At 62.3% G+C, this 24,080-nt stretch carries 22 protein-coding genes and 4 tRNA genes; 4 read left to right on the top strand and 22 right to left on the bottom strand.

Annotated features, from left to right (window positions below; translation table 11 throughout):
• Window positions 1–5 precede the first annotated feature (5 nt).
• From AC5QPF_RS05015 to rluD, 8 genes are all read right to left on the bottom strand, one after another.
• Window positions 6–2,096 carry a multicopper oxidase domain-containing protein gene (locus AC5QPF_RS05015; protein ID WP_494962267.1) on the bottom strand — a complete coding sequence of 697 codons (2,091 nt, stop codon included), beginning with the start codon at window positions 2,094–2,096 and terminating at the stop codon, window positions 6–8.
• Between the two features lie 240 nt (window positions 2,097–2,336).
• Window positions 2,337–2,413, bottom strand: a tRNA-Pro gene (locus AC5QPF_RS05010).
• 98 nt (window positions 2,414–2,511) lie between these two features.
• Window positions 2,512–2,587 (bottom strand) — tRNA-Lys (locus tag AC5QPF_RS05005).
• Window positions 2,588–2,592: 5 nt separating this feature from the next.
• Window positions 2,593–2,669 (bottom strand) — tRNA-Pro (locus AC5QPF_RS05000).
• 10 nt (window positions 2,670–2,679) lie between these two features.
• A tRNA-Asn gene (locus AC5QPF_RS04995) sits at window positions 2,680–2,755 on the bottom strand.
• Between the two features lie 292 nt (window positions 2,756–3,047).
• Entirely contained in the window at window positions 3,048–5,612 is a 2,565-nt protein-coding gene (clpB, locus tag AC5QPF_RS04990) for an ATP-dependent chaperone ClpB (RefSeq protein ID WP_494962266.1), read from the bottom strand.
• A 125-nt stretch (window positions 5,613–5,737) separates the two neighbouring features.
• Complete coding sequence (gene pgeF / locus AC5QPF_RS04985; protein WP_494962265.1) at window positions 5,738–6,478, bottom strand: peptidoglycan editing factor PgeF; 741 nt, start codon at window positions 6,476–6,478, stop codon at window positions 5,738–5,740.
• A complete protein-coding gene (rluD, locus tag AC5QPF_RS04980) occupies window positions 6,475–7,437 on the bottom strand; it encodes a 23S rRNA pseudouridine(1911/1915/1917) synthase RluD (RefSeq protein WP_494962264.1) in 963 nt (320 codons plus the stop codon). The genes pgeF and rluD overlap by 4 nt, the downstream gene beginning before the upstream one ends.
• A 151-nt stretch (window positions 7,438–7,588) precedes the next feature.
• Here rluD and AC5QPF_RS04975 point away from each other — a divergent pair, with 151 nt between their 5' ends.
• Together AC5QPF_RS04975 and AC5QPF_RS04970 are read left to right on the top strand one after the other, a co-directional pair.
• Window positions 7,589–8,605: an outer membrane protein assembly factor BamD gene (locus AC5QPF_RS04975; RefSeq protein ID WP_494962263.1), complete on the top strand. Its 1,017-nt coding sequence runs from the start codon at window positions 7,589–7,591 to the stop codon at window positions 8,603–8,605.
• Window positions 8,606–8,710: 105 nt separating this feature from the next.
• Window positions 8,711–8,944 (top strand): PP0621 family protein, encoded by a 234-nt coding sequence (locus AC5QPF_RS04970; protein WP_494962262.1) that lies wholly within the window; start codon window positions 8,711–8,713, stop codon window positions 8,942–8,944.
• An 11-nt stretch (window positions 8,945–8,955) separates the two neighbouring features.
• Here the strand turns inward: AC5QPF_RS04970 and thiO are convergent, their stop codons facing one another.
• Genes thiO through pilV form a run of 5 tightly spaced genes read right to left on the bottom strand, consistent with a single transcriptional unit; the run spans window position 8,956 to window position 12,025 of the window.
• Window positions 8,956–10,059, bottom strand: coding sequence for a glycine oxidase ThiO (thiO, locus tag AC5QPF_RS04965; RefSeq protein ID WP_494962261.1), 1,104 nt, complete (start codon window positions 10,057–10,059; stop codon window positions 8,956–8,958).
• 29 nt (window positions 10,060–10,088) lie between these two features.
• Window positions 10,089–10,496, bottom strand: coding sequence for a type IV pilin protein (locus AC5QPF_RS04960; protein ID WP_494962260.1), 408 nt, complete (start codon window positions 10,494–10,496; stop codon window positions 10,089–10,091).
• Complete coding sequence (locus AC5QPF_RS04955; RefSeq protein WP_494962259.1) at window positions 10,496–10,936, bottom strand: PilX N-terminal domain-containing pilus assembly protein; 441 nt, start codon at window positions 10,934–10,936, stop codon at window positions 10,496–10,498. The genes AC5QPF_RS04960 and AC5QPF_RS04955 overlap by 1 nt, the downstream gene beginning before the upstream one ends.
• Complete coding sequence (locus AC5QPF_RS04950) at window positions 10,926–11,570, bottom strand: prepilin-type N-terminal cleavage/methylation domain-containing protein (protein WP_494962258.1); 645 nt, start codon at window positions 11,568–11,570, stop codon at window positions 10,926–10,928. The genes AC5QPF_RS04955 and AC5QPF_RS04950 overlap by 11 nt, the downstream gene beginning before the upstream one ends.
• Entirely contained in the window at window positions 11,567–12,025 is a 459-nt protein-coding gene (gene pilV / locus AC5QPF_RS04945; protein ID WP_494962257.1) for a type IV pilus modification protein PilV, read from the bottom strand. The genes AC5QPF_RS04950 and pilV overlap by 4 nt, the downstream gene beginning before the upstream one ends.
• Before the next feature lies 1 nt (window position 12,026).
• Here pilV and AC5QPF_RS04940 point away from each other — a divergent pair, with 1 nt between their 5' ends.
• Entirely contained in the window at window positions 12,027–12,533 is a 507-nt protein-coding gene (locus tag AC5QPF_RS04940) for a GspH/FimT family pseudopilin (RefSeq protein ID WP_494962256.1), read from the top strand.
• Here AC5QPF_RS04940 and ispH read toward each other — a convergent pair.
• The 6 genes from ispH to murJ all read right to left on the bottom strand — a co-directional run bounded on the left by ispH (window position 12,526) and on the right by murJ (window position 19,861).
• Window positions 12,526–13,473 carry a 4-hydroxy-3-methylbut-2-enyl diphosphate reductase gene (ispH, locus tag AC5QPF_RS04935; protein WP_494962255.1) on the bottom strand — a complete coding sequence of 316 codons (948 nt, stop codon included), beginning with the start codon at window positions 13,471–13,473 and terminating at the stop codon, window positions 12,526–12,528. The two genes, AC5QPF_RS04940 and ispH, sit on opposite strands and share 8 nt — an antisense overlap.
• Before the next feature lie 14 nt (window positions 13,474–13,487).
• Window positions 13,488–13,925, bottom strand: coding sequence for an FKBP-type peptidyl-prolyl cis-trans isomerase (fkpB, locus tag AC5QPF_RS04930; RefSeq protein ID WP_330078190.1), 438 nt, complete (start codon window positions 13,923–13,925; stop codon window positions 13,488–13,490).
• A complete protein-coding gene (gene lspA / locus AC5QPF_RS04925; RefSeq protein WP_494962254.1) occupies window positions 13,918–14,433 on the bottom strand; it encodes a signal peptidase II in 516 nt (171 codons plus the stop codon). Before lspA ends, fkpB begins: the two co-directional genes overlap by 8 nt.
• Entirely contained in the window at window positions 14,426–17,257 is a 2,832-nt protein-coding gene (gene ileS / locus AC5QPF_RS04920; protein WP_494962253.1) for an isoleucine--tRNA ligase, read from the bottom strand. The genes lspA and ileS overlap by 8 nt, the downstream gene beginning before the upstream one ends.
• The gene (ribF, locus tag AC5QPF_RS04915; protein ID WP_494962252.1) at window positions 17,254–18,204 is read right to left on the bottom strand and encodes a bifunctional riboflavin kinase/FAD synthetase; all 951 of its coding nucleotides are present in this window, start codon (window positions 18,202–18,204) and stop codon (window positions 17,254–17,256) included. The genes ileS and ribF overlap by 4 nt, the downstream gene beginning before the upstream one ends.
• A 118-nt stretch (window positions 18,205–18,322) precedes the next feature.
• Entirely contained in the window at window positions 18,323–19,861 is a 1,539-nt protein-coding gene (murJ, locus tag AC5QPF_RS04910) for a murein biosynthesis integral membrane protein MurJ (RefSeq protein ID WP_494962251.1), read from the bottom strand.
• Between the two features lie 252 nt (window positions 19,862–20,113).
• Between murJ and rpsT the strand changes: the two genes are divergently transcribed.
• On the top strand, window positions 20,114–20,386 hold the full coding sequence (rpsT, locus tag AC5QPF_RS04905) for a 30S ribosomal protein S20 (RefSeq protein ID WP_009403531.1): 273 nt from the start codon (window positions 20,114–20,116) through the stop codon (window positions 20,384–20,386).
• A 115-nt stretch (window positions 20,387–20,501) separates the two neighbouring features.
• Here rpsT and AC5QPF_RS04900 read toward each other — a convergent pair whose 3' ends face one another.
• The 3 genes from AC5QPF_RS04900 to AC5QPF_RS04890 are packed head-to-tail and all read right to left on the bottom strand — an operon-like array spanning window position 20,502 to window position 24,070.
• The gene (locus tag AC5QPF_RS04900) at window positions 20,502–22,808 is read right to left on the bottom strand and encodes an MlaD family protein (protein WP_494962250.1); all 2,307 of its coding nucleotides are present in this window, start codon (window positions 22,806–22,808) and stop codon (window positions 20,502–20,504) included.
• Window positions 22,801–23,424, bottom strand: coding sequence for a paraquat-inducible protein A (locus tag AC5QPF_RS04895; RefSeq protein WP_494962249.1), 624 nt, complete (start codon window positions 23,422–23,424; stop codon window positions 22,801–22,803). Before AC5QPF_RS04895 ends, AC5QPF_RS04900 begins: the two co-directional genes overlap by 8 nt.
• Entirely contained in the window at window positions 23,411–24,070 is a 660-nt protein-coding gene (locus AC5QPF_RS04890; protein WP_494962248.1) for a paraquat-inducible protein A, read from the bottom strand. The genes AC5QPF_RS04895 and AC5QPF_RS04890 overlap by 14 nt, the downstream gene beginning before the upstream one ends.
• Between the last annotated feature and the right edge of the window lie 10 nt (window positions 24,071–24,080).

Here is a 24,080-nt window from a genome sequence, read left to right as displayed (position 1 = left end):
TTGCCTTAGTGATGCGCGCTGTGAGCATCCCCCCCTTGGCCATCCAGCGAAATCCGCACGTTCTGCATCATGCCCTGGTCCTCGTGGTCAAGGATGTGGCAGTGCAGCACGAACTCGCCGATGTAGCGCTCGTAGCGGGTGTTGACGTACACGGTGTAGTAGTTGAGCTTGTTCGGGTCGGTCTTGTCTTTCACCCCAGGCTTGACGAACAGCGTGTCTTTCCAGACCCCCTTGAGGCCGGCGTACTGCGAGTCCCCGTCCGTATCCACGGCACCCGGCTCGCTAAGGTCGGTCTTGCCATCCGGCCCGATGATTTTCTCGATCTGGAACGGGTTGACGTGGATATGGAACGGGTGTCCGGCCAGCGCCGACTGCAACTGCCATTGCTGTACATCGCCCAGTTTCAGCTCACGGTTGACCACACCCGGCTGGTAAGCCTTGGCCGTTTCTGCTGTCTCGCCGATGGCGAACTGGGTGACGTTGTCCTTGTCGGCGAAGATATTGAACACGAGCTTCTGCGGTTCTCCCTTCAGCTCCGTCGGCTCGATGGTGGCATGCGGCACGAAGTTGGTCAGGCGCAGATCGTCCTTCAAGTCAGCAACCACCTTGTCGCGCACGACGCCCTTGGGCATGTTCTGCTGGGCAGCGGCAATCAGCGCGTTCTTGATGTGATCCTTGCCATCGGTGATCGACTTGCCTTCGACCTTGACGTAACCCAACAGCTGCGGGCCGTTGTTCTCCTGCGACACGCTGCCCGTCTTCGCCGACGAGGCATCGATCACGCAGTAGCCACCCTCGCTCGGGAAGGACACCAGCAGGTCATTCCGATAGCCAGGTTGCAGAGTCAGTTCGTCCTTGGTCTGGGCCTTGGCATAGGTCAGGCCGTCCGCCGCGATGACCTCGTAAGGCACGACCTCGCCGGTGCAATTCTGGTCGATGAATTCCTTGGCGGCTTCGACAGCATCGCTTTGCGGGCTCTTCAGCAGGGCCAGTTGCTTCTTGGCCTCCAGCTTGACGAATTTCAGCTTGATGGTGTCGCGGATACCCGCGTGTACCAGGCGCCAGCGCTGGACTTCACCCGTCTGTGCCTTGAACACGGGCTGCACCAGGCCGTTGACGCTGGTGTAGCGGCCAGACCGTTGCCACTCGCCCGGGTTGAACTGGATGTAGTCTTTCACCACCCCGATCTCGCCCTCGTTGCAGCTCCAATCGACGACGGTCTTCTCCTGGCCATCCTGAACAATGGTCTTCGTCTTGACCGGACCCTTTCCGTTGTCACCGACACAGGCGTAGGGAATCTGTTGCAACACCAGCAAACGCTCCGGGAATGCCTGCCCCTTGATGGGCTTGAGCAGGGTATCGATGTCACCGTGGCGATCGATCTCGCCTTGTTTGTTGGCTTCCGGGAGGCGATCGCCACGAATCACCAGAGCCCCGGCCATGCCGCTACCGACCTGCAGTGCGGTGGAACCGTGGAGGTGCGGGTGATACCAGAAGGTGCCGGCAGGGTGATCCGCCGGGATGTTGTATTCGTACTGGAATTTCTGCTCTGGATCGATCTTGAGCAGCACGTTGTCGCTGTTGCCGGTCGGGCTGACCCAGAGGCCGTGGGAGTGCAGGTTGGTGCCGTTGAAACAGTGGGGCTTGTTCACGTTCTTTGGTGCCTGGGTGCAGCTGTCTTCAGGCTTGAGGCTGTTATCGAGGTTGATTCGCACGGTATCGCCAGGCGTGGCGTCGATGGTCGGGGCGACGAAGGGAACCTGCGGGTCGACCTTCTCGCCGGTGTAACTGCGCAGGCGGACTGGGACGTAAGTCTTGGTACCCGGGTTGTAGATCGTGTTATCCGTCTCCCTGATCACCAGGTCGAGCGCCCGCTCGCTACCGGCGTGCTGCTTCGGCGCAGTCTCGTCGGGTGCGCTCTTTTTCATCAGCAGCGTCCCACGTATCGTCTCCAGGGTCGGTACGGATTGATCCAGGGAAGGCGGGTTGCTGAAGGACCGCTCCTCTGCTGCCTGGACGGTCGCAGCGGCGCACAGTAGTGCCAGCGTGGTGAGGGCCAACGGACGGGCCGGACGGTGTCGGTGAAGTCCTGTCATGCGAATGCTCCTGCATGTTTCGCCGGGAACGAAATAAGGCGAGCACGACAGGCTCCCCGCCGGCCATGATCACCATGGGCACAGGGAAACGCACGGAGACCGATCCGGCGAAACGAGAAAATGGCTAAATGCTATCCCTGCGCCGCCAACCGTAGTGAAAACGGGGGTGGGAGCGCAACAGGAAAAGATCGAGGCACAAACGAAAAAGGGCACCTCTATGAGGTGCCCTTTTTCTGAAGATGGTCGGGGTAAGGGGATTCGAACTCCTGACATCCTGCTCCCAAAGCAGGCGCGCTACCGGACTGCGCTATACCCCGGTAAAAAAAAGACACCGATCAAGGTGCCTTTTTAGTGGCTGGGCGCTAATGGCGTTCCAGCCTTTTAAGATCCAAATCCAGCGAACCGGACTCGAAAATGGTGGGTCGTGTAGGATTCGAACCTACGACCAATTGGTTAAAAGCCAACTGCTCTACCAACTGAGCTAACGACCCAAAAATGGTCGGGGTAAGGGGATTCGAACTCCTGACATCCTGCTCCCAAAGCAGGCGCGCTACCGGACTGCGCTATACCCCGGTTTGAAATTTGGCTCCGCGACCTGGACTCGAACCAGGGACCCAATGATTAACAGTCATTTGCTCTACCGACTGAGCTATCGCGGAACTATCAATTTCAGCACTGCAATTTCGAACGCTGTATCACTACCGCTTCGAACCCTTCGACCTTGTGCATCGCTGCGTTCATGTCTCTGAGGCGCGTCATTCTACAACCTTCAAAACCTTTGTCAACCCCCAATTTGCATTCAACTTACTGATTTGCAACTTGTTTTCAGATTTCCAAAACTGCTGGAAAACCGGGATGACTTACAGCGGGGCGCACTTTACAAGCACTCGACAGAAAATGCAAAGAAAAAAAGGCCTCGAATGTCGAGGCCTTGATTTCACTGGCGAAAACTCAAGCGAACACGATGTCCTCGCCTTCCACCTTCGCCGTGATCGAGGTACCCGGCAGGAAGCGACCACTCAGGATCAGTTGCGCCAGCGGGTTCTCGATCCAGCGCTGGATCGCCCGTTTCAGCGGCCGTGCACCATAGACCGGGTCGTAACCGACAGCGATCAGCTTGTCGAGCGCTTCCGGGCTCAGCTCCAGGCTCAGCTCGCGCTCAGCCAGGCGGCTGCGCAGGCGGCCGAGCTGGATCTGCGTGATACCGGCGATCTGCTCGCGACCCAAGGGTTCGAACACCACCACTTCGTCGATCCGGTTGATGAATTCAGGCCGGAAATGCGAGCCCACCGCGTCCATCACTGCGGCGCGCTGCGCCTCGCGGTCGCCCACCAGGTCCTGGATCTGTGCCGAACCGAGGTTCGAGGTCATGACGATCACTGTATTGCGGAAGTCCACGGTACGCCCATGGCTGTCGGTCAGACGGCCGTCTTCCAGCACCTGCAACAGCACGTTGAACACATCCGGATGAGCCTTTTCCACCTCGTCCAGCAGCACCACCGAGTAAGGTTTGCGCCGCACGGCCTCGGTCAGGTAGCCGCCCTCTTCATAGCCGACATAGCCTGGTGGTGCACCGATCAGGCGTGCCACGGAGTGTTTCTCCATGAACTCGGACATGTCGATGCGCACCATGGCCTCCTCGGTATCGAAAAGGAACTCCGCCAGTGCCTTGCACAGCTCGGTCTTGCCGACACCGGTCGGGCCGAGGAAGAGGAACGAGCCGCTCGGCCGGTTCGGGTCGGACAGCCCGGCGCGAGAACGCCGTACCGCGTTGGCCACGGCCACCACGGCTTCTTCCTGGCCGATCACCCGCTCGTGCAACAGGCTTTCCATCTTCAGCAGCTTTTCCCGCTCGCCTTCGAGCATCTTGGCCACCGGGATACCGGTCCACTTCGACACCACTTCGGCGATTTCTTCCTCGGTGACCTTGTTGCGCAGCAGCTGGTTTTCCGACTTGCCATGCTGGTCGACCATCTGCAGGCTGCGCTCCAGGTCCGGGATCACCCCATATTGCAGCTCGGCCATGCGGCTGAGGTCGCCTTTGCGCCGGGCGGACTCCAGCTCCTGGCGCGCCTGTTCGATCTTCTGCTGGATCTGCGCCGAGCCCTGCACTTCGGCTTTCTCAGAGGTCCACACCTCTTCCAGGTCAGCGTATTCACGCTCCAGGCGAGCGATTTCCTCGGTGAGCTTCTCCAGACGCTTGATCGCCGCTTCGTCGTCTTCCTTCTTCAGCGCCTGGGACTCCACCTTGAGCTGGATCAGGCGACGCTCCAGGCGGTCGAGCACTTCCGGCTTGGAGTCGATCTCCATGCGGATGCGACTGGCGGCCTCGTCGATCAGGTCGATGGCCTTGTCCGGCAGTTGGCGGTCAGTGATATAGCGGTGGCTGAGCTTGGCCGCGGCAATGATCGCGCCGTCGGTAATCGCCACCTTGTGGTGTACCTCGTAGCGCTCCTTCAGGCCGCGGAGGATCGCGATGGTGTCCTCCTCGCTCGGCTCCTCTACCAATACCTTCTGGAAACGCCGCTCCAGGGCCGCGTCCTTCTCGATGTACTGGCGGTATTCGTTCAGCGTGGTGGCACCGACGCAATGCAGCTCGCCACGGGCCAGAGCCGGCTTGAGCATGTTGCCAGCATCCATGGAGCCCTCGCCCTTGCCGGCGCCGACCATGGTGTGCAGTTCGTCGATGAACAGGATGATCTGCCCTTCCTGCTTCGAAAGCTCGTTAAGCAGCGCCTTGAGGCGTTCCTCGAACTCACCGCGGAACTTGGCGCCAGCGATCAGCGCGCCCATGTCCAGGGACAGCAGGCGCTTGCCTTTCAGGCCATCCGGCACTTCGCCATTGATGATGCGCTGGGCCAGGCCTTCGGCGATGGCGGTCTTGCCCACGCCAGGCTCACCGATCAGCACCGGGTTGTTCTTGGTCCGCCGTTGCAGGACCTGCACGGTGCGGCGGATCTCGTCGTCACGGCCGATCACCGGGTCGAGCTTGCCTTCCTCCGCGCGCTTGGTCAGGTCGATGGTGTACTTGTCCAGGGCCTGGCGCGACTCCTCGGCGTTGGGGTCATTCACCGCCTCGCCGCCACGCAGGTTGCTGATGGCATTCTCCAGGGCCTTCTTGGTCACGCCCTGGCCGAGCAGCAACTTGCCCAGCTTGCTGTTCTCGTCCATGGCGGCGAGCAGCACCAGTTCACTGGAAATGAACTGGTCGCCCTTCTGCTGGGCCAGGCGGTCGGCCTGGTTGAGCAGGCGTGCAAGGTCCTGCGACATATTGACGTCGCCGGTGGGGTTCTGGATTTTCGGTAGCTGGTCGAGCTCCTTGCCCAGCGCGGTGCGCAGGCTGGGAACATCGAAGCCGACCTGCATCAGCAGCGGCTTGATCGAGCCGCCCTGCTGATCGATGAGCGCCTGCAAGAGGTGCGCGGGCTCGATGGCCGGATGATCCATGCCCACGGCCAAGGATTGGGAATCGGATAACGCCAGCTGTAACTTGCTGGTCAAACGGTCTATACGCATGAGTTACCTTCCTTTAAAGGGCAGGCCGGAGCGATGGACACACCTGATGAAGAGAAGCCTGCCTGAGATACCACACTAGATGCGGATGATTCTGGAAGTTTCAAGCGTAGCTGGCTTGATCCAGGTCAGCGGGGCGCAAGCCAGATCAGCGAAGCGAAGCGGCCGGTGGTTGAAGCCCGGCGGTAGGAGAAGAAGCGAGGGTCGGTCACGGTGCAGTCGCCACCGCCGTAGACAGCCGTGACACCACGCGCGGCGAGGCGGATGCGCGCCAGGGCATAGATGTCGGCGATGAACTTGCCCGGTTGCACGCCTGGCACGAAGGCGGCATCGGCTTGCGGATGAACGGCAATGAAGGCGTCACGGACCTCGGCGCCGACCTCGAAGGCCTGCGGGCCGATGGCCGGGCCAAGCCAGACCAGCACGTCGGCCGGATCGAGCGCCAGGGTATCCAGGGTCGCTTCCAGCACCCCGCCTACCAAGCCGCGCCAGCCCGCATGGGCTGCGGCGACGCGGGTACCGGCACGGTCGCAGAACAGCGCAGGCAGGCAATCGGCGGTCATCACGGTGCAGGCGATGCCAGGGGTATCGGTCCAGCTAGCGTCGGCTTCGGCGATGACCTCGGGATCGGCATAGGCCACGTCCAGGCCATGTACCTGCTTGAGCCAGGCCGGCCGGGCGGTGCATTCGGCGGTCAGGCGCCGGCGATTCTCGGCTACCGCGTCCGGCGCATCGCCGACATGATCACCGAGGTTGAAGCTGTCGTAGGGAGCATGACTGACCCCGCCCGCCCGCGTGGTCACGCAGGCACGTACCCCGGCTGGCGCGGGCCAGTCCGGGATCAGCAGGCTGGGGGTCAGGTCGCTCATCCGATGAAGGCCTCGCGGTCCTGCTTGAGCAGCGACAGCAGCCAGACGAAGTCATCCGGCAGCGGCGATTGCCATTTCATGCGTTGTCCGGTCACCGGATGCTCCAGTTCCAGGAAGCGCGCATGCAGGGCCTGGCGCGGGAAGGTCTTGACTGCCTCGACCATCGTCGGACTGGCCGCAGGTGGAATGCGGAAGCGACCACCGTAGACAGGATCGCCGACCAGCGGGAAGTTGACGTGGGCCATGTGCACGCGAATCTGGTGGGTACGCCCGGTTTCCAGCTTGACCCGCACGTGGGTATGGGAGCGGAAGCGCTCGAGCACGCGATAGTGACTGACCGCCGGCTTGCCGCCCTCTGTCACCGCCATGCGCTGGCGCTGGCCGCCGTGACGACCGATCGCTGCGTCGATCTTGCCGCCTGCGGTGACCACGCCGACCACGATGCATTCATAGACGCGGCTGACGCTGCGGCTCTGCAACTGGGCGACCAGGCTGGTCTGCGCCTGCAGGGTCTTGGCCACCACCATCAGACCGGTGGTGTCCTTGTCGAGGCGATGGACGATGCCGGCGCGCGGGACATTGACGATGTCCGGCACGTGATGCAGCAAGGCATTGAGCAAGGTGCCATCGGCATGGCCTGCCGCCGGGTGGACCACCAGCCCGGCGGGCTTGTTGATCACCAGGATCTGGTCGTCCTCGTAGACGATGTCCAGTTCGATGTCCTGGGCAACCCACTCGCCCTGGGCCTCCTGCTCGGCTTCCAGCGCCAGCACGGCGCCGCCGTGGACGATGTCCCGCGGCCGCATGACGTTGCCGTCCACGGTCAGCTGGCCTTCTTTGATCCAGGCGGAAAGGCGCGAGCGCGAGTGCTCGGCGAAGAGTTGGGCGGCGACCTGATCGAGGCGTTGACCGCCCATTTCGGACGGCACCTCTGCGCTAAGTTGAATGATCTCGGACATGCTCTGACAAGGCGACGGCACAGCCTTTGGTTTCGGCTGCGCGCTTGTGGTTAAATACGGCGTCTTTTACCCCGGGTGTGCGCCGCGGGGTGCTCATCATAACAGGACGGCCGTGCCCAAGACAGCGGCCGTCATAGGGACGCAAGCCGCCATGCAAGTGAAACACCTGCTGCTGATCGCCATCCTCGGACTCACCGCTGCTTGTTCTTCGAAGGAAGTCGTCGACGAAAACCTGAGCGAAGCCGAGCTGTACCAGCAGGCGCAGGCCGACCTGGACAACCACAGCTACACCAGCGCCACAGCCAAGCTGAAGGCCCTGGAGTCGCGCTATCCATTCGGTCGCTACGCCGATCAGGCGCAGCTGGAACTGATCTTCGCGAACTACAAGAATGCCGAGCCGGAGGCCGCCAAGTCCGCCGCCGAGCGTTTCATTCGCCTGCACCCGCAGCACCCGAACGTCGACTACGCCTACTACCTTAAGGGCCTGACCTCCTTCGACCAGGACCGCGGCTTGCTGGCGCGCTTCCTGCCGCTGGACATGACCAAGCGTGACCCGGGTGCCGCCCGCGACTCCTACAACGAGTTCGCCCAGTTGACCAGCCGCTTCCCGAACAGCCGCTACGCACCGGATGCCAAGCAGCGCATGATCTACCTGCGCAACCTGCTGGCCTCCTACGAGATTCACGTCGCCGACTACTACCTGACCCGCCAGGCCTACGTCGCAGCAGCCAACCGTGGTCGCTACGTGGTGGAGAACTTCCAGGAAACCCCATCGGTCGGTGACGGCCTGGCGGTGATGACCGAGGCCTACCAGCGCATGCATCTGGACGACCTGGCAGCCACCAGCCTGGAAACCCTGAAGCTGAACTACCCGAACCACCCGAGCCTGGTCGATGGCCAGTTCGTGCCTCGCCAGGAAGAAGCCGACAACCGCGGCTGGCTGTCCAAGGCTACCCTCGGCCTGATCAACACCGCCACGCCTCTGCCGCCGGGTGAGACCCGCGCCAACCAGGACGTGATCAAGCAATACGAAGACGCCAAGGAAGCCATTCCTGAAGATCTGCTACCGAAAGACGGCGACGCCGTCCAGGAAGATCATCACGAAGCCGCCGGCAACAACGATGACCGTTCCTGGTTCAGCTACATGACCTTCGGCGTGTTTGACTGATCGCAACGGAATATAAAAAAGGGAAGCTTGGGCTTCCCTTTTTTATTGGCCGCGCCTGGTGGCTCTTCTACACTGGCGCATCTTCGTCGAAATAAGCTGGACACCATGGTTCGCCTACTTTTCTGGATCGCCCTGATCGCCGCCGCGTTCTGGCTGTGGCGCAAGTTCAAGGCTGGCAATGCCGCCTCTTCCTCCAATGCTTCCCAGGACACCACGCTGAAGATGGTGCGTTGCGCCCATTGCGGCGTGCACCTGCCCAATGACCGCGCCCTGCACCGTGGCAACGAGTGGTATTGCAGCACGGCTCATCTGGAACAAGGCCCCAGCGACAAGCGCTGAGGTCCTTCGCTTCACTGGGCTTGCAAACGTCCCGCTGGCGCATAGGGCGCCGGATCGATGATCGGCGCACGACCGTTGATCAGGTCGGCGAACAACTGGCAGGACGCTGGTGCCAGCACCAGGCCGTTGCGGTAGTGCCCGCAGTTCAGCCATAGCCCTTCACAACCCGGCACACGACCGATGTACGGCACACCTTCCGGCGAGCCCGGGCGCAGGCCCGCCCAATGCCCCACGAGCGTGGCATCGGCCAGCGCCGGTAGCAACTCGACCGCCGAAGCACGCAGGCTGGCCAAGGCTTCGTCGGTCGGCGTCTTGTCGTAGCCGGCGTACTCCAGAGTACTACCCACGAGGATATGCCCGTCGCGGCGCGGAATCGCATAGCGGCCTTTGGCCAGGACCATGCTCGGCAGGAAATCCTCAGCGCATTTGAACAGAATCATCTGGCCCTTGACCGGCTCCACCGGCAGTTTGAAGCCAAGCGGGCGCAGCAGGTCGCCACTCCAGGCCCCAGCCGTCAGCACCACGTCATCGGCAGGAATCGCGCCGTCGACCGTCTGCACCCCGGCAATACGTTCGCCTTCGCGGATGAAACCGGTGATACCGCAATGCTCCTTGAGGGTGACATTGGGCAGCGCCTGCAACGCGGCCTTGAGCGACTTCAGCAGCCGCGGATTGCGCACATTTGCAACCCCCGCCATATACACCGCGCTGGCGAAACCCGGCCCCAGAACGGGCACCGCGGCATAGGCTTCGGACACCGCTACCTTGCTCAGCGGCCGCCCCTCGCGCTGCGCCCAGGCCAGGGCCTCGGCTTCGTCATCCAGGTCCAGCCAGTACAGGCCAGTGACATGTACCTGCGGGTCGATGCTGGTGCTGGCATGCAGTCGATCACCCAGTTGTGGATAGAAATCCTGCGACCAGTGCGCCAGAGCGGTCACTGCCGGACTGTAGCGCCACGGATAGAGCGGCGAGACAATACCACCACCGGCCCAGGACGATTCCCCACCCAGCTCGCCCTTGTCGCAGACGATCACCCGATCGACGTTCGCTGCCAGGTTGAACGCCGTCAGCAGGCCAATCACCCCGCCCCCCACAATCACTACTTGCTTGGTCATCTGTAGATCCAGTACCCGAATAAATGACTTCAACCGCCCCAGCAGGCACCGGCATCCGTGCTGCCGCCCGGATTGGACCTGACGCCACGATGATCGAGTTCGAAGTCGCCGCAGGCATCGAAGGCCATGACACCACCCGGGCGCCGGTTGGCGCTCAGCAGGTAGCTGTCGGCTTCGCGCCGGGCATGCAGGCTGTAATGGGCATTTCCATCCGGCAACAAGACGCTCGCCGCGTCGGAGTCGAGGTAGCGACCGGTCCGGGAATGATGCTGCTCCAGGTGCTGCGCGCTTTCGTACAGGATCCCGGCTATTTCCGTGCGCGCGGCCTTGCGGACCATTTCGCTGTAGCTGGGGTAGGCAATGCTCGCCAGCATGCCGACCAGCGCGGCGACAATCAACACTTCGATCAGGCTCAGGCCGCTCTGTGTGCGCTGCATCAAGGTTCCTCCGATAGTTGGCGCCAGAAGAGGCGGCGGGCGGGTCCGCCGTCCGGCAAGAGCGGCCAGGCCACCACGCTTTGCAAGGTGATGCGGGCCTGCCGTGCCTCGCCGATGGCGGTGATGCGCAGCAGGGTGACTACCTGGTCCTTGGGTATGCTCACGGCCTTGCGGGTCTGGCCGAGGTCTTCGATCTGGTAGCGTCCCGCGCCCAACAGGTGCCAGCCGGGCGGCGTCGTACCAGGAAGATGGTTTTCGGCGGTACGCAGTACATGTTCTGCCGTTTCGAAGGCCTGCAACGAGGCCAGGAGGTTACCGGCCATGCGAGTCTGCTGAATGCTGGCCTGCATCGCCAGCAGGCCGAGGATGCCCAGCAGTACCAACAGGACCATGGTCAGCACCAGCACGGCACCATGCTGCCGTCGTCGGTCATTGGCCATTGCGTAGCACTGCCGTCAGTTCATAGGTTTGCGGTCGTACACGCTTCTCGGGGTCTTCCAGCGTAAGGCTGAGCATCACTCGATCATCATCCCGGCGAACATCGAAACCACCGACGTTGTCGACCAGCACTGCATTGCCGCCCGCACTGCCGAGTCGCAGGCTGCGGTCAACGAATCGATAGACCTGTTGCCGGATGGGGATCGCGAACTGACCAGGACCAGGACTTGCGCGCTTATGGGCGACAACGGCCTCAGTCCGGCAATCGGTCACCAGCGTCCAGTCCGGAGCGCCCGCCAGCTCCCCCCATTGGGCACCGATCAAGGTCAGGCCTTGCAATCCCCCATCCTTTGTCCGCTCAAGCCTGAACGGCTGCTTGAACAGCAATGCGGTAGCAGCATCGGGAAAGTTACCGGCCTCCAGGCGCAAGCAACCAAACATTCCCGACATGCGAATGTCCCCGGCGATGCGATGCAGCACGAAGCGCGCATCCTCCTGCAACCGTGCGGCCACCTCCTGTACTTTCCAACTGTGCAAGGCACCGATGAACACCCGGCTGCCGGCCAGCAACAGCAGCAAGCCCAGGCTCATGGCGAGCAGCACTTCGATCAGGCTGAATCCGGCGGCCGATCTCATCGTGATGCTCCCAGTTCGAGTGAGCGCTCCCCGCCCTCTCCGCGCTTATCGCTCCAGCTCACCAACACGCCATTTCCACGCACCACGCCTCGCCCCGAAGCGCCAGCGAAGGCCTCAACCTGCCGTTGAAACTCGATTTCATCCGTCCCATTTACGCCGCGCTTCGAACGAGCCCGCTCCTGCATGCCATGAGCGATAAAGGCGGCCTGGCTGACCATCCGCGCGCTGTCGGTCCCTTGCGCCGAACGCAATTGCAAACCTGCCGCCCCCAACAACCCGAGCGCTACCAGCACCTGCGCCACCATCACCTCGATCAGGGTCAGCCCCCGCTGCCGCTTCCTTGCCATATCCGCCTCCTGCGAAATTTCCCCGAAACGTTGTGCAAAACCGGCTGACTCGACATCCACCGGGCCGCCACTGGAACCTAAGCGAAGCACTTCCAGGGAGGAACGCACGATGAAGCAACAGGGAGTAACACTGATCCAGATGCTGTTCGCCGTGGGCCTGATGACCTTGCTGACACAGCTGGGCACGTCGACCTACAAAAAGATGAGCCACGACCTGCAACAGCAGGCCATTGCCGAGAGCCTCGCCCAGGCCCTGAGAGCCACGCGCAGTGAGGCCCTGCTGCGTAACCAGGTGGTTGTGCTGCAAGCATTGGAGGGTGACTGGAGCAAGGGCTGGCAGATGCTGCCGGAACAGGGGGAGGCGCCGTTGTTACGAGAGTATTCAACGAAGGGGGGAATCAGGGTGATCGGCAATCAACCGGTAGCGCGGAAAGTGCGCTTCAGCGGGCTGGGCGTACCACTGCGCGATGGAGGGGCCTTCCAGGCCGGGACCCTGCTGATATGCGGGGCACCCGGACAGGAAAGGCTGTTTCACGTGCGGGTGGCACCCAGCGGCCGAATCAGCTTGCACCACGTACAGCCCAGGCAGCTGCGGTGCGACAGGGACATCAGCTGACAGTGCGTACGCGCAATTCCTTGGGCATGGAGAAGGTGACATTCTCCTCGCGCCCGTCCAGCTCTTCCGCGCCAGCAGCACCCCAGTCGCGCAGTTGCTGGATCACGCCACGTACCAGCACTTCCGGTGCCGAGGCACCGGCGGTGATACCGATCCGCTCCACACCATCGAACCAGCCACGTTGCAGGTCTTCTGCGCCGTCGATCAGGTAGGCCGGGGTAGACATACGCTCCGCCAGCTCGCGCAGGCGGTTGGAGTTGGAACTGTTCGGACTGCCGACCACCAGCACCACGTCGCACTCGTCCGCCAGTTGCTTGACCGCGTCCTGACGGTTCTGGGTGGCGTAGCAGATGTCGTCCTTGCGCGGCCCGCCGATGCTCGGGAAGCGCGCGCGCAGAGCATCAATAACGCGACTGGTGTCGTCCATCGACAGGGTGGTCTGGGTCACGAAGGCCAGCTTCTCAGGGTTGCGCACTTGCAAACGGGCGACATCTTCCTCGTCTTCGACCAGGTAGATGGAGCCGCCATTGCTGTCGTCGTACTGGCCCATGGTGCCTTCGACTTCCGGGTGCCCGGCGTGGCCGATAAGGATGCATTCCTTGCCATCCCGGCTGTAGCGCGCGACTTCGATATGCACCTTGGTCACCAGCGGGCAGGTGGCGTCGAACACCTTCAGGCCGCGGCCAGCCGCTTCCTGGCGCACAGCCTGGGAAACGCCATGGGCGCTGAAGATGACGATGACGTCGTCCGGCACCTGGTCCAGCTCTTCGACAAAGATGGCGCCACGAGCACGCAGGTCTTCGACGACGAACTTGTTGTGCACCACTTCGTGGCGGACGTAGATCGGCGGACCGAAGACTTCCAGCGCGCGATTGACGATTTCGATCGCCCGGTCCACGCCGGCACAGAAGCCACGGGGGTTGGCGAGTTTGATCTGCATGAGGAACTCCCGGCTCAGAGGGCCTTCACGTCGAGGATCTCCACCTCGAAGCTCAGGGTCTTGCCAGCCAGCGGGTGGTTGAAGTCGACGGTCACCTGGGCATCATCGAAGGCTTTCACCACGCCCGGCAGCTCGGCGTTGGCCGCATCGTTGAAGATGACCAGCAGCCCTTCGGACAGCTCCATGTCCTGGAACTGCGAGCGTGGCATGATCTGCACGTTCTGCGGGTTGGGCTGACCGAAGGCATTTTCCGGGGCGACGGTGACGTTGCGCTTGTCACCGGCCTTGAAGCCGAAGATCGCCGCCTCGAAACCGGGCAAGAGGTTGCCGTCGCCGACCTTGAACACTGCTGGCGCCTTGTCGAAGGTGCTGTCGACGGTATCGCCGTTTTCCAGATGCAGCGCGAAGTGCAGGGTGACTTCGGTGTTCTGGCCGATACGGATGTCACTCATGGACAGGTTCTCCGGACTTTTTGCTCTTGAACATATCCAGCGCCAGCATCACCGCACCGACGGAGATGGCGCTGTCGGCCAGGTTGAAGGCCGGGAAGTACCAGCGGTTCTGCCAGTGGACGAGGATGAAGTCGATCACATGGCCGAGAACGATACGGTCATACAGGTTGCCCAGGGCGCCGCCGAGGACCAGGGCCAGCGCGATCGCCAGCCAGGTTTCATTACGTCCCAGGCGCTTGAGCCAGATCACCAGCACTGCGCTGACCACCACGGCAATCAGGGCGAACAGCCAGCGCTGCCAGCCAGAGCTGTCAGCCAGGAAGCTGAACGCCGCGCCGGTGTTGTAGGCCAGGGTCCAGCTGAAGTAGTCGGGAATGACCACGATCTGCTGGTACAGGCTCAGCGAACCTTCGAAGTAAAACTTGCTGGCCTGGTCGAGGACCAGGACCAGCACGCTCAGCCACAGCCAGGCAAGGCGCCCGAAGCGCCCCGCAGCGACGTTAGGCATAGTGACGCACCTCGCCATTGCCGCTGATGTTGTCGACGCAGCGACCGCAGATTTCCGGATGCTCCGGGTTTACACCGACATCGGCGCGGAAGTGCCAGCAACGGCCGCACTTGGCGTGACCGGACTTGACCACTTTCAGCTTGAGGCCAGCCACTTCGGTGACCACCGCATCGGCCGGCGCTTCGACGAACGGCGCAACGCTGGCGGCGGAGGTGATCAGAACGAAGCGCAGCTCGTTGCCCAGCTTGGTCAGATCGTTGCCCAGAGACTCGTCGGCGAACAGGGTCACTTCGGCCTGCAGGTTGCCACCGATGGCCTTGGCCGAACGCTGGTTCTCCAGTTCCTTGTTGACTGCGGTCTTCACCGCCATCACGCGGTCCCAGTAGGCGCGGTCCAGCTCGGTGCCTTGCGGCAGCTCGGTCAGGCCCTGGTACCAGGTATTGAGCATCACCGATTCGTTGCGCTCGCCCGGAAGGTACTGCCACAACTCGTCTGCGGTGAACGACAGGATCGGCGCGATCCAGCGCACCAGCGCTTCGGCGATGTGGTACAGCGCGGTCTGGCAGGAGCGCCGTGCGACGCTGTTGGCGCCGGTGGTGTACTGACGGTCCTTGATGATGTCGAGGTAGAAGCCACCCAGCTCCTGCACGCAGAAGTTGTGGATCTTCGAGTAAACGTTCCAGAAACGGTATTCACCGTAGTGCTCTTCCAGCTCGCGCTGCAGCAGCAGGGTACGGTCGACGGCCCAGCGGTCCAGGGCCAGCATGTCTTCGGCCGGCAGCAAGTCACGGGCCGGGTCGAAGCCGGACAGGTTGGAGAGCAGGAAGCGCGCTGTGTTGCGGATGCGGCGATAGGCATCGGCGCTGCGCTGGAGGATCTGCTCGGAAACCGCCATCTCGCCGGAGTAGTCGGTGGCGGACACCCACAGACGCAGGATGTCGGCACCCAGGGTGTCGTTGACCTTCTGCGGCTCGATGGTGTTGCCCAGCGACTTGGACATCTTGCGGCCGTTTTCGTCGACGGTGAAACCGTGGGTCAGCAGCTCGCGGTACGGCGCGTGGTTGTCGATGGCGCAACCGGTCAGCAGCGACGAGTGGAACCAGCCGCGGTGCTGGTCGGAACCTTCCAGATACAGGTCGGCGCGCGGGCCAGTCTCGTGGCCGATGTTGTGCGAGCCACGCAGCACGTGCCAGTGGGTGGTACCGGAGTCGAACCAGACGTCGAGGGTGTCGGCGATCTTGTCGTACTGGGCGGCCTCGTCACCGAGCAGTTCAGCGGCGTCCATCTTGAACCAGGCCTCGATGCCTTCCTGTTCGACGCGCTTGGCCACTTCTTCCATCAGTTCGACGGTGCGCGGGTGCAGCTCGCCAGTCTGCTTGTTGAGGAAGAACGGGATCGGCACGCCCCAGTTGCGCTGGCGCGAGATGCACCAGTCGGGACGGTTGGCGATCATCGAGTGCAGGCGCGCCTGGCCCCAGGCCGGGACGAACCTGGTGTCTTCGATAGCTTTGAGCGCGCGTTCGCGCAGGGTGTTGCCGTTGTCCGGCTGCTTGTCCATGCCGACGAACCACTGCGCGGTGGCGCGGTAGATCAGCGGGGTCTTGTGGCGCCAGCAGTGCATGTAGCTGTGGCTGATGGTCTCGGTGAACATCAGCGCGCCGACTTCGGCCAGCTTGTCGACGATGTGCGGGTTGGCCTTCCAGATGAACTGGCCGCCGAAGAACTCCAGGGAGTCGACATAGACGCCGTTGCTCTGCACCGGGGTCAGGATGTCGTCGTTGACCATGCCATAGCGCTTGCAGGTGACGAAGTCGTCCTCACCGTAGGCCGGCGCGGAGTGCACCACGCCGGTACCGGCGCCCAGTTCGACGTAGTCGGCCAGGTACACCGGCGACAGGCGGTCGTACAGCGGGTGACGGAAGTTGATCAGTTCCAGGGCCGAGCCCGGGGCGGTGGCGATCACCGAACCTTCCAGCGAGAAACGCTTCAGGCAGGATTCGACCAGTTCCTCGGCGAGGACCAGCAGCTTGTCGCCGACGTCGACCAGGGCGTAGGTGAACTCAGGATGGATGTTCAGCGCCTGGTTGGCCGGGATGGTCCACGGGGTGGTGGTCCAGATCACGATAGACGCTGGCTTGCCCAGTGTGGAGAGGCCGAAGGCCGCGGCCAGTTTGTCTTCGTCGGCAACGCGGAAGGCGACGTCGATGGTCTGGGATTTCTTGTCGGCGTACTCGACTTCGGCCTCGGCCAGTGCCGAACCGCAATCGAAGCACCAGTTCACCGGCTTCAGGCCCTTGAACACGAAGCCATGCTTGACCATCTCGGCCAGGGCACGGATTTCGCCGGCCTCGTTGGCGAAGCTCATGGTCTTGTACGGGTTGTCCCAGTCACCCAGAACGCCCAGGCGGATGAACTCGGCCTTCTGACCTTCGATCTGCTCGGCGGCGTAGGCACGGCAAAGCTCGCGGGTCTTGTCCGCAGTCAGGTGCTTGCCGTGGGTCACCTCGACCTTGTGCTCGATCGGCAGGCCGTGGCAGTCCCAGCCCGGGACGTATGGTGCGTCAAAACCGGACAGGGTCTTGGAGCGGATGATCATGTCCTTGAGGATCTTGTTGAGCGCATGACCGATATGGATCTTGCCGTTGGCATAGGGCGGGCCGTCGTGCAGGACGAACTTCGGACGATCCTTGCCAATTTCGCGCAGCTTCTGGTACAGGCCAATACTGTCCCAGCGCTGCAGGATCTGCGGTTCGCGCTGTGGCAGGCCGGCCTTCATGGGGAAGGCGGTGTCCGGAAGGTTTAGCGTGGCTTTATAGTCGGTCATTTCAGGCTCTTCGTTAGCGGTTGAGCGTGCCAATGGGCACGTGCGGCGGCGATATCCGCATCGATCGCCGACTTGAGCGCCTCCAGGGAGGCGAAGCGCTGCTCGTCGCGCAGCTTGTGGTGGAATTCCACCGTCAGGCGCCGGCCATAGAGATCACCGGCGAAATCCAGCAAATGCACTTCCAGGTGGGCGCTGCCGTCACCGGCAACAGTCGGGCGCACGCCGATGTTGGCGACACCCGGCCAGTCCTTGCCGTCGATCTCCACGCTGACCAGGTAGACCCCGCTCAGCGGCACACGGCGACGCTTGAGTTGTACGTTGGCAGTCGGCGTGCCCAGTTGCCGGGCCAGCTTCTGACCGTGCAGGACACGCCCGCGGATGCGGAACGGTCGCCCCAGCAGGCGGTCGGCCAAGGCGAAGTCCGCTGCGGCCAGGGCGTCGCGGACCTGGGTACTGCTGACCCGCAGGCCGTCCAGCTCGACAGTCTGGGCCGCCTCCACGGTGAAGCCGTGGCGCTGGCCTGCGTCCTGCAGGAAGGCGAAGTCGCCCAGGCGGTCGCAGCCGAAGCGGAAGTCGTCACCGACTTCGAGGTGCTTCACGCCGAGGCCGTCGACCAGGATGGTCTCGACAAACTCGTCAGCGCTGAGCTTGCTCAGGCGATGGTTGAAGGCCAGGCACAGGACCCGGTCGACGCCCTCGGCCGCCAGCAGGGCGACCTTATCGCGCAGCCGGGCCAGACGTGCCGGAGCGGTCTCCGGAGCAAAGTACTCGCGCGGCTGTGGTTCGAAAATCACCACGCAGCTGGGTACGCCCAGCTCCGCCGCTCGCTCACGCAGACGCGCCAGGATAGCCTGGTGACCGCGGTGAACTCCGTCGAAGTTGCCGATAGTAGCAACGCAGCCCCGATGCCGGGGGCGAAGGTTTTGAAGGCCTCGAACCAGCTGCATAACGCGCTTCTTGCTCATAAAGTGGTCGATTATAACCACACCCGGGCGCTGACGACAGGCAGCAGCGCGATGCCGGGACGCCGATTGTGCAAAACCGACGCCCGGCCCGCGCCGTCCGTCAGTGCAGCGCCTTGCGGGCGAAGTCCCGGGGACGGAAGCCAAACAGGAACAGGCTGCCGAAATAGGTCACCACGCCGGCGGCGATCAGGGCACCGAGGCGCAGGAAGCGCATCAACATCTGCCCTTCTTCCCATGGCGGCATGAAATGCATACCGACCAGCAGCACGGCGGACATCAGTAGTACCGCGATCACCAGTTTGAACAGGAAGCCGGTCCAGCCCGGCTGCGGCTCGAACAGGCGCTGCTGGCGCAGTTTCCAGTACAGCAGGCCGGCATTCAGGCAGGCGCCGACGCTGATCGCCAGGGCCAGGCCGGCATGCTGCAGCGGGCCGATGAACACCAGGTTGAGCAGTTGCGTCGAGATCAGGGTGAAAATCGCGATCTTTACCGGCGTGCGGATGTTCTGCTGGGCATAGAAGCCGGGGGCCAGGACCTTGATCATGATGATGCCGAGAAGACCCACCGAGTAGGCGATCAGCGCGCGCTGGGTCATCTGCGCGTCAAAGGCGCTGAATTTGCCGTACTGGAACAGGGCTACGGTCAAAGGCTCGGAGAGGATTGCCAGGGCCAGGGAACACGGCAGCACCAGGAGGAAGCACAGGCGCAAGCCCCAGTCGAGGATCTGCGAGTATTGCTGGCGGTCCTTGTTGGCGTAGGTCTTGGCCAAGGTCGGCAGGAGGATGGTGCCCAGCGCGACGCCCAGAACGCCGGAGGGCAGTTCCATCAGGCGGTCGGCGTAGTACATCCAGGACACCGAGCCGGCGACCAGGAACGAGGCGAAGATAGTGTTGATGATCAGCGAGATCTGGCTGACCGAAACCCCGAGGATCGCCGGCAGCATCTGTTTCAGCACGCGCCAGACCCCGGTGTTGCGCAGGTTCACCCGCGGCAGTACGAGCATGCCGATTTTCTTCAGGTGCGGCAGTTGGTAGACGAGCTGCAAAAGACCACCGGCCAGTACCGCCCAGCCGAGGGCCATCACCGGCGGATCGAAGTAGGGAGTGAGGAACAACGCGAAGAAGATCATCGCGACGTTGAGCAGGGTCGGCACAAAAGCCGGGACCGAGAAACGGTTCCAGGTATTGAGGATGGCGCCGGCCAGGGACGACAGCGAGATCAACAATATATAAGGAAAGGTCACCCGCAGCAGGTCGGTGGTGAGCTGGAACTTTTCCGCGCTGTCGACGAAACCCGGTGCGGTGGCCCAGACGATCCAGGGCGCGGCGAGGATACCCACGGCGGTGACCAGTGCCAGGACCAGGGTCAGCAGGCCCGAGACATAGGCAATGAAGGTGCGCGTGGCCTCCTCGCCCTGCTGGGTCTTGTATTCGGCGAGGATCGGCACGAAGGCCTGGGAAAACGCACCCTCGGCAAAGATCCGCCGCAGCAGGTTGGGCAGTTTGAAGGCGATGAAGAAGGCGTCGGTGGCCACCCCGGCACCGAAGATACGCGCCAGGATGGTGTCACGAACGAAGCCCAGCACCCGCGACACCATGGTGATGGAGCTGACCGCAGCCAGGGATTTGAGGAGATTCATCGAAAGTTTTTCACGCCGTATGATGAAGTGCAGGCCGAATGTCATTCGGTTGTGCAATAATGCGCGCCGCGCAAAACAGGCAGCGCAAAAGCTCCCGAGTTTACAGGTCGTGCACCAGAAGGGAATCATCCCGATGGAGAGATTGACCACTGGGCGGAACCCCGTTCGTGGCCTTGACAACCGGTCAACTCATCGGCATGATTCGCGGCCTATTTTGTTTGCTATTTACCAAGTCTTTCGAGGAGCTCGACGGTGGCCAACTCACCTTCCGCCAAAAAACGTGCAAAACAGGCTGAGAAGCGTCGCAGCCACAACGCCAGCCTGCGTTCCATGGTTCGCACCTACATCAAGAATGTAGTTAAAGCCATCGACGCAAAAGACGCCGAAAAAGCGCAAGCTGCTTACATCCTGGCTGTACCTGTAATCGACCGTATGGCCGACAAGGGTATCATCCACAAGAACAAGGCTGCTCGCCATAAAGGCCGTCTGAATGGCCACATCAAGGCGCTGAAAGCTGCTGCCTAAGCGACAAGCCTGTTAAAGAACCGACCCTAGGGTCGGTTTTTTATTGCCTGCAATTCCTCGCTGACACCTTCATCAAGAAAAAAGGCCCGGGCGATCACTCACCCGGGCTTTCTCCTTATTTACCGATCGGAATCTTCGGCGCCCACTGCAGCCAGTCTTCCTCGGCCTTGTCGAACAAGGCGAAGGTCTGCTGCGGCAGAGCCGGCTTGCCCATCTGCTCGCCATCAGGGGTGGCGAAGGCAATACCGCCCTGGATCAGGGTCTCAAGGGATTCGGTGCGAATGGTCGCACCCTTGATCAAGCCGAACTCGAAGCCGAAGCCGCTGGTGTTCCAGAAGCGACTGCCGCCCCGCACCAAGGCCGCATAGCGTGGCTCGATCAGGATATGGATCAGCACCCGGTCGGCCGTCTGACCCAGTTCGAAGCCGGTGACCTTGCCCACCGGGATCTCGCGGTAGGTCACCGGGACACCCGCCTTGATCGAGCCGCGGCGCGACGCACTCAAAGTCAGAGCCAGGCCTTGCGGCGGGCCTATGACTTCCGGCGCCTCGGGCAAGGCGGTGAAATCGCGTTGCGGCCCCTTGTTGATCGCAGAGGGCTGCACTTCCAGGTACTGGCCAGTGATCAGCGTGCCAAGGTTCTCGGTCTTGACGATGCCCAACGCTGGCTTGACCACCCAGAACTGTGTGCCGACCCTGGCTATGCGCTCCGGCACCTCGGTGATCCGCGCTTTGAGCAGCACGGACTGCAGGTCGGCACTCAGGTCGACACCTTCAACCTTGCCAACATCCAGGCCTCTGAAGCGAATCGGGGTACCCACCTTCAAGCCATCGGCATCGTCCACCTTTATGGTGATGGGAACACCCGAGAGGTTGGCCGCCTCTTGGCTTTCATTCAGGCGGAAGGTGGGAATACGCCGCTTGAGCGGTACGTTCGGCGTCGGTGTATCGAAGGAAATGCCACCCGCCATCAGGCTCTGCAGCGACTCGCTCTTGATCTGGATACCCGACAGCCCACCGGTCAAGGTGATGCCGCTGGCATTCCAGAAACGTGTCGATCCGTTGACCAGACCGGCGTACTCCGGCTCGATATGCACGCCAATCAGCAGGCGCTTCTGGTGCTTGCGGGAAAATTGATAGCTCTGCACGGTACCGACCTTCACTTGCCGGTAAAGGATCGGACTACCCACCTCCAGCGAACCGAGGTTCTCGCTGAACAATACCAGGTGCAGGCCCGGAGCCTTCAGGTCGAGGGGCGGCGCCTTGGCCCTGGCTTCGAATTCGCGCTGTGGCGCCGCCCCCTTGTCACCGGGGCGCACGGCGATGTAGTTACCTTTGACCAGCGCTTCCAGACCAGTGATACCCGCCAGGGAAATCGATGGCTTGACCACCCAGAACTGGGTGCCCTGAACCAGGTAGTCTTCGGCCAATGGATCCAGGGTCAGTTCCGCCATCGCGCTATTCAGGTCGGACTCGACCTTTAGAGCCTTCAGCGTACCGACCTGGATCCCCTTGTACATGACCGGCGTACGACCGGCCTGCAGGCCTTCGAAGTCGCTCAGCTTGACCTTGACCCGGATGCCGGCCTGCGCCGCGTCGAAGTCCTCGTACAAGCGGAACGGCAGGCTCGGGTCGGTGGGCGGGCTGTCCTTGCGGTGCTCCGGCGTGGCGAAGGCAATACCGCCGGCGACGATGCTGGCCAGCGATTCGCTGCGGATCTTCACCCCGGACAGGCTGGCGTCGACACTGACGCCGCTGGCATTCCAGAAGCGCGTGTACTTGCGCACCAGGGAGGCGTATGCCGGCTCGATGAAGACCTTGATCTCCACGTTGCCCTGGTCCTCGGCGAGACGATAGCTCTTCACCCGGCCAACCTGGATCTGCTTGTAGAACACCGGGCTGTCTCGATTGAGCGAGCCCAGTCGATCTGCCTTGAGGGTCAGGTGCAGGCCCGGCTCGCTGTCGGATAGCGGCGGCGCTTCCGGCAGGGCTGCGAAATGCTTGGTCGGCTCGCCCTCCCCCGGACTGACGGCGATGTAGTTACCGGAAACCAGGGTTTCCAGGCCAGTGATGCCCGCCAGGGTCACACTCGGCTTGACCAGCCAGAAGCGGGTGCCCTTGCGCAAATGCGGTTCAGCGGCGGCATTCATCTCGATAGTCGCGATTACTCCGGTCTCGCTACCTTTGTCATCCAGCACCAGGCTTTTGACCTTGCCCACCGGCATACCCTTGTAGACCACTTCGGTTTTGTTGGCGACGATCCCCTCGCCACTCTTGAAGCGCACCTCGATGTTCACACCGGATTCCCGGTAGGCCTGCCAGCCAAGCCAGCCACCGATCAGCAGCGCAATCAGGGGCAGAATCCAGATGGCCGACCAGTTCGAGGCTGGGCGGGTTCTAGCCGTAGGCAAATCATCACTCATGGTCGTCGTCCGACTCCGTGTTATCCCAGATCAGTCGGGGATCGAAAGTTACTGCTGCGAGCATCGTCAGTATCACCACACTGGCAAAGGCTACGGCCCCCAGGTTGGCTTCGACACTGGCGATGCGGCCGAAATTCACCACTGCCACGAGAATGGCGATAACAAAGATATCCAGCATCGACCAGCGCCCGATGAATTCGATGAAGCGGTACATCAGGATGCGCTGGCGCGCGGACAGAGGCTGGTGACGCTGTACCGAATAGAGCAGCAAGGCGATCCCGACCAGCTTGAAGGTCGGGACCAGGATACTGGCAATGAACACTACTGCGGCGATGGGCAGCATCCCGTGTTTCATCAGGGTGATAACGCCGGACATGATGGTGTCCGGGCTGCCCTGGCCGAGGGTGCTGACGGTCATGATCGGCAGCACGTTGGCCGGGATATAGAGGATGGCAGCGGTAATCAGCAAGGCCCAGGTGCGGACGAGACTGTTCGGCCGCCGATCATGCACGATGGCGCCGCAGCGGGTGCAGGTCTGCGAACTGGCGCCAGGCTCCTTGCGATTGAGCTCGTGACACTCGCAACAGATGAGGATTCCGGCATCAATCGCCCGCATGCAGGTCTTCTCCCGACAACGCCACCCAGATCTGGTGGGGCGACATCACCACTTCCAGCCACACCTGGACCAGCAACAGGCTGATAAAGCAGAACAGGCCCAAGCCGAGGCTCAGCTCAGCCAGGTCCACCAGCTTGACAATAGCTACCAGCACGCCCATGAAGTACACCTCAAGCATGCCCCAGTCGCGCAGATGGTGATAAATGCGATAGAGCAACAATCCGTAGCTTCTTCCGATATTCCAGCGGATGCTTAGCAATACGGCCAGCTGACAGAGCAATTTGAGCAGCGGAATCGCCATGCTGCAAAGAAACACCACTACGGCGACGCCCCGCATACCGGAGTCGTAAAGGCCGAGTACGCCACTCCACACCGTATCGTCCGAGCTTTGCCCCAAAAGATGAAGCTGCATGATCGGCAGGAAGTTGGCCGGGACATAGAGCAGGAGCGCTGCCAGGACAAGAGCAAGGCTGCGCTCGACGACATTGTGCCGGTGGGCGTACAACTCATAGCCACAGCGCGGACAGTGAGCCTTTTCATCGCGCTTGAGCACCGGCTTGCGCATCAACAGGTCGCACTCATGGCATGCCGTCAGTTCTTCCAGCGGGAGGTTCGCAAGAGGCCGGGATTCGGCTGGATCGGACATAGGAAAATTC

This window comes from Pseudomonas sp. Con_6 (assembly GCF_059379395.1).
The sequence above is the reverse complement of the archived record's forward strand: the minus strand, read 5'-3'. Positions and strand labels throughout refer to the sequence as shown.

What these genes read in the sequence shown, in the direction of transcription:
- AC5QPF_RS05015 (WP_494962267.1), bottom strand. Translation starts at nt 2,096, where the DNA reads ATGACAGGACTTCACCGACACCGTCCGGCCCGTCCGTTGGCCCTCACC.
- clpB (WP_494962266.1), bottom strand. Translation starts at nt 5,612, where the DNA reads ATGCGTATAGACCGTTTGACCAGCAAGTTACAGCTGGCGTTATCCGAT.
- pgeF (WP_494962265.1), bottom strand. Translation starts at nt 6,478, where the DNA reads ATGAGCGACCTGACCCCCAGCCTGCTGATCCCGGACTGGCCCGCGCCA.
- rluD (WP_494962264.1), bottom strand. Translation starts at nt 7,437, where the DNA reads ATGTCCGAGATCATTCAACTTAGCGCAGAGGTGCCGTCCGAAATGGGC.
- AC5QPF_RS04975 (WP_494962263.1), top strand. Translation starts at nt 7,589, where the DNA reads ATGCAAGTGAAACACCTGCTGCTGATCGCCATCCTCGGACTCACCGCT.
- AC5QPF_RS04970 (WP_494962262.1), top strand. Translation starts at nt 8,711, where the DNA reads ATGGTTCGCCTACTTTTCTGGATCGCCCTGATCGCCGCCGCGTTCTGG.
- thiO (WP_494962261.1), bottom strand. Translation starts at nt 10,059, where the DNA reads ATGACCAAGCAAGTAGTGATTGTGGGGGGCGGGGTGATTGGCCTGCTG.
- AC5QPF_RS04960 (WP_494962260.1), bottom strand. Translation starts at nt 10,496, where the DNA reads ATGCAGCGCACACAGAGCGGCCTGAGCCTGATCGAAGTGTTGATTGTC.
- AC5QPF_RS04955 (WP_494962259.1), bottom strand. Translation starts at nt 10,936, where the DNA reads ATGGCCAATGACCGACGACGGCAGCATGGTGCCGTGCTGGTGCTGACC.
- AC5QPF_RS04950 (WP_494962258.1), bottom strand. Translation starts at nt 11,570, where the DNA reads ATGAGATCGGCCGCCGGATTCAGCCTGATCGAAGTGCTGCTCGCCATG.
- AC5QPF_RS04940 (WP_494962256.1), top strand. Translation starts at nt 12,027, where the DNA reads ATGAAGCAACAGGGAGTAACACTGATCCAGATGCTGTTCGCCGTGGGC.
- ispH (WP_494962255.1), bottom strand. Translation starts at nt 13,473, where the DNA reads ATGCAGATCAAACTCGCCAACCCCCGTGGCTTCTGTGCCGGCGTGGAC.
- fkpB (WP_330078190.1), bottom strand. Translation starts at nt 13,925, where the DNA reads ATGAGTGACATCCGTATCGGCCAGAACACCGAAGTCACCCTGCACTTC.
- lspA (WP_494962254.1), bottom strand. Translation starts at nt 14,433, where the DNA reads ATGCCTAACGTCGCTGCGGGGCGCTTCGGGCGCCTTGCCTGGCTGTGG.
- ileS (WP_494962253.1), bottom strand. Translation starts at nt 17,257, where the DNA reads ATGACCGACTATAAAGCCACGCTAAACCTTCCGGACACCGCCTTCCCC.
- ribF (WP_494962252.1), bottom strand. Translation starts at nt 18,204, where the DNA reads ATGCAGCTGGTTCGAGGCCTTCAAAACCTTCGCCCCCGGCATCGGGGC.
- murJ (WP_494962251.1), bottom strand. Translation starts at nt 19,861, where the DNA reads ATGAATCTCCTCAAATCCCTGGCTGCGGTCAGCTCCATCACCATGGTG.
- AC5QPF_RS04900 (WP_494962250.1), bottom strand. Translation starts at nt 22,808, where the DNA reads ATGAGTGATGATTTGCCTACGGCTAGAACCCGCCCAGCCTCGAACTGG.
- AC5QPF_RS04895 (WP_494962249.1), bottom strand. Translation starts at nt 23,424, where the DNA reads ATGCGGGCGATTGATGCCGGAATCCTCATCTGTTGCGAGTGTCACGAG.
- AC5QPF_RS04890 (WP_494962248.1), bottom strand. Translation starts at nt 24,070, where the DNA reads ATGTCCGATCCAGCCGAATCCCGGCCTCTTGCGAACCTCCCGCTGGAA.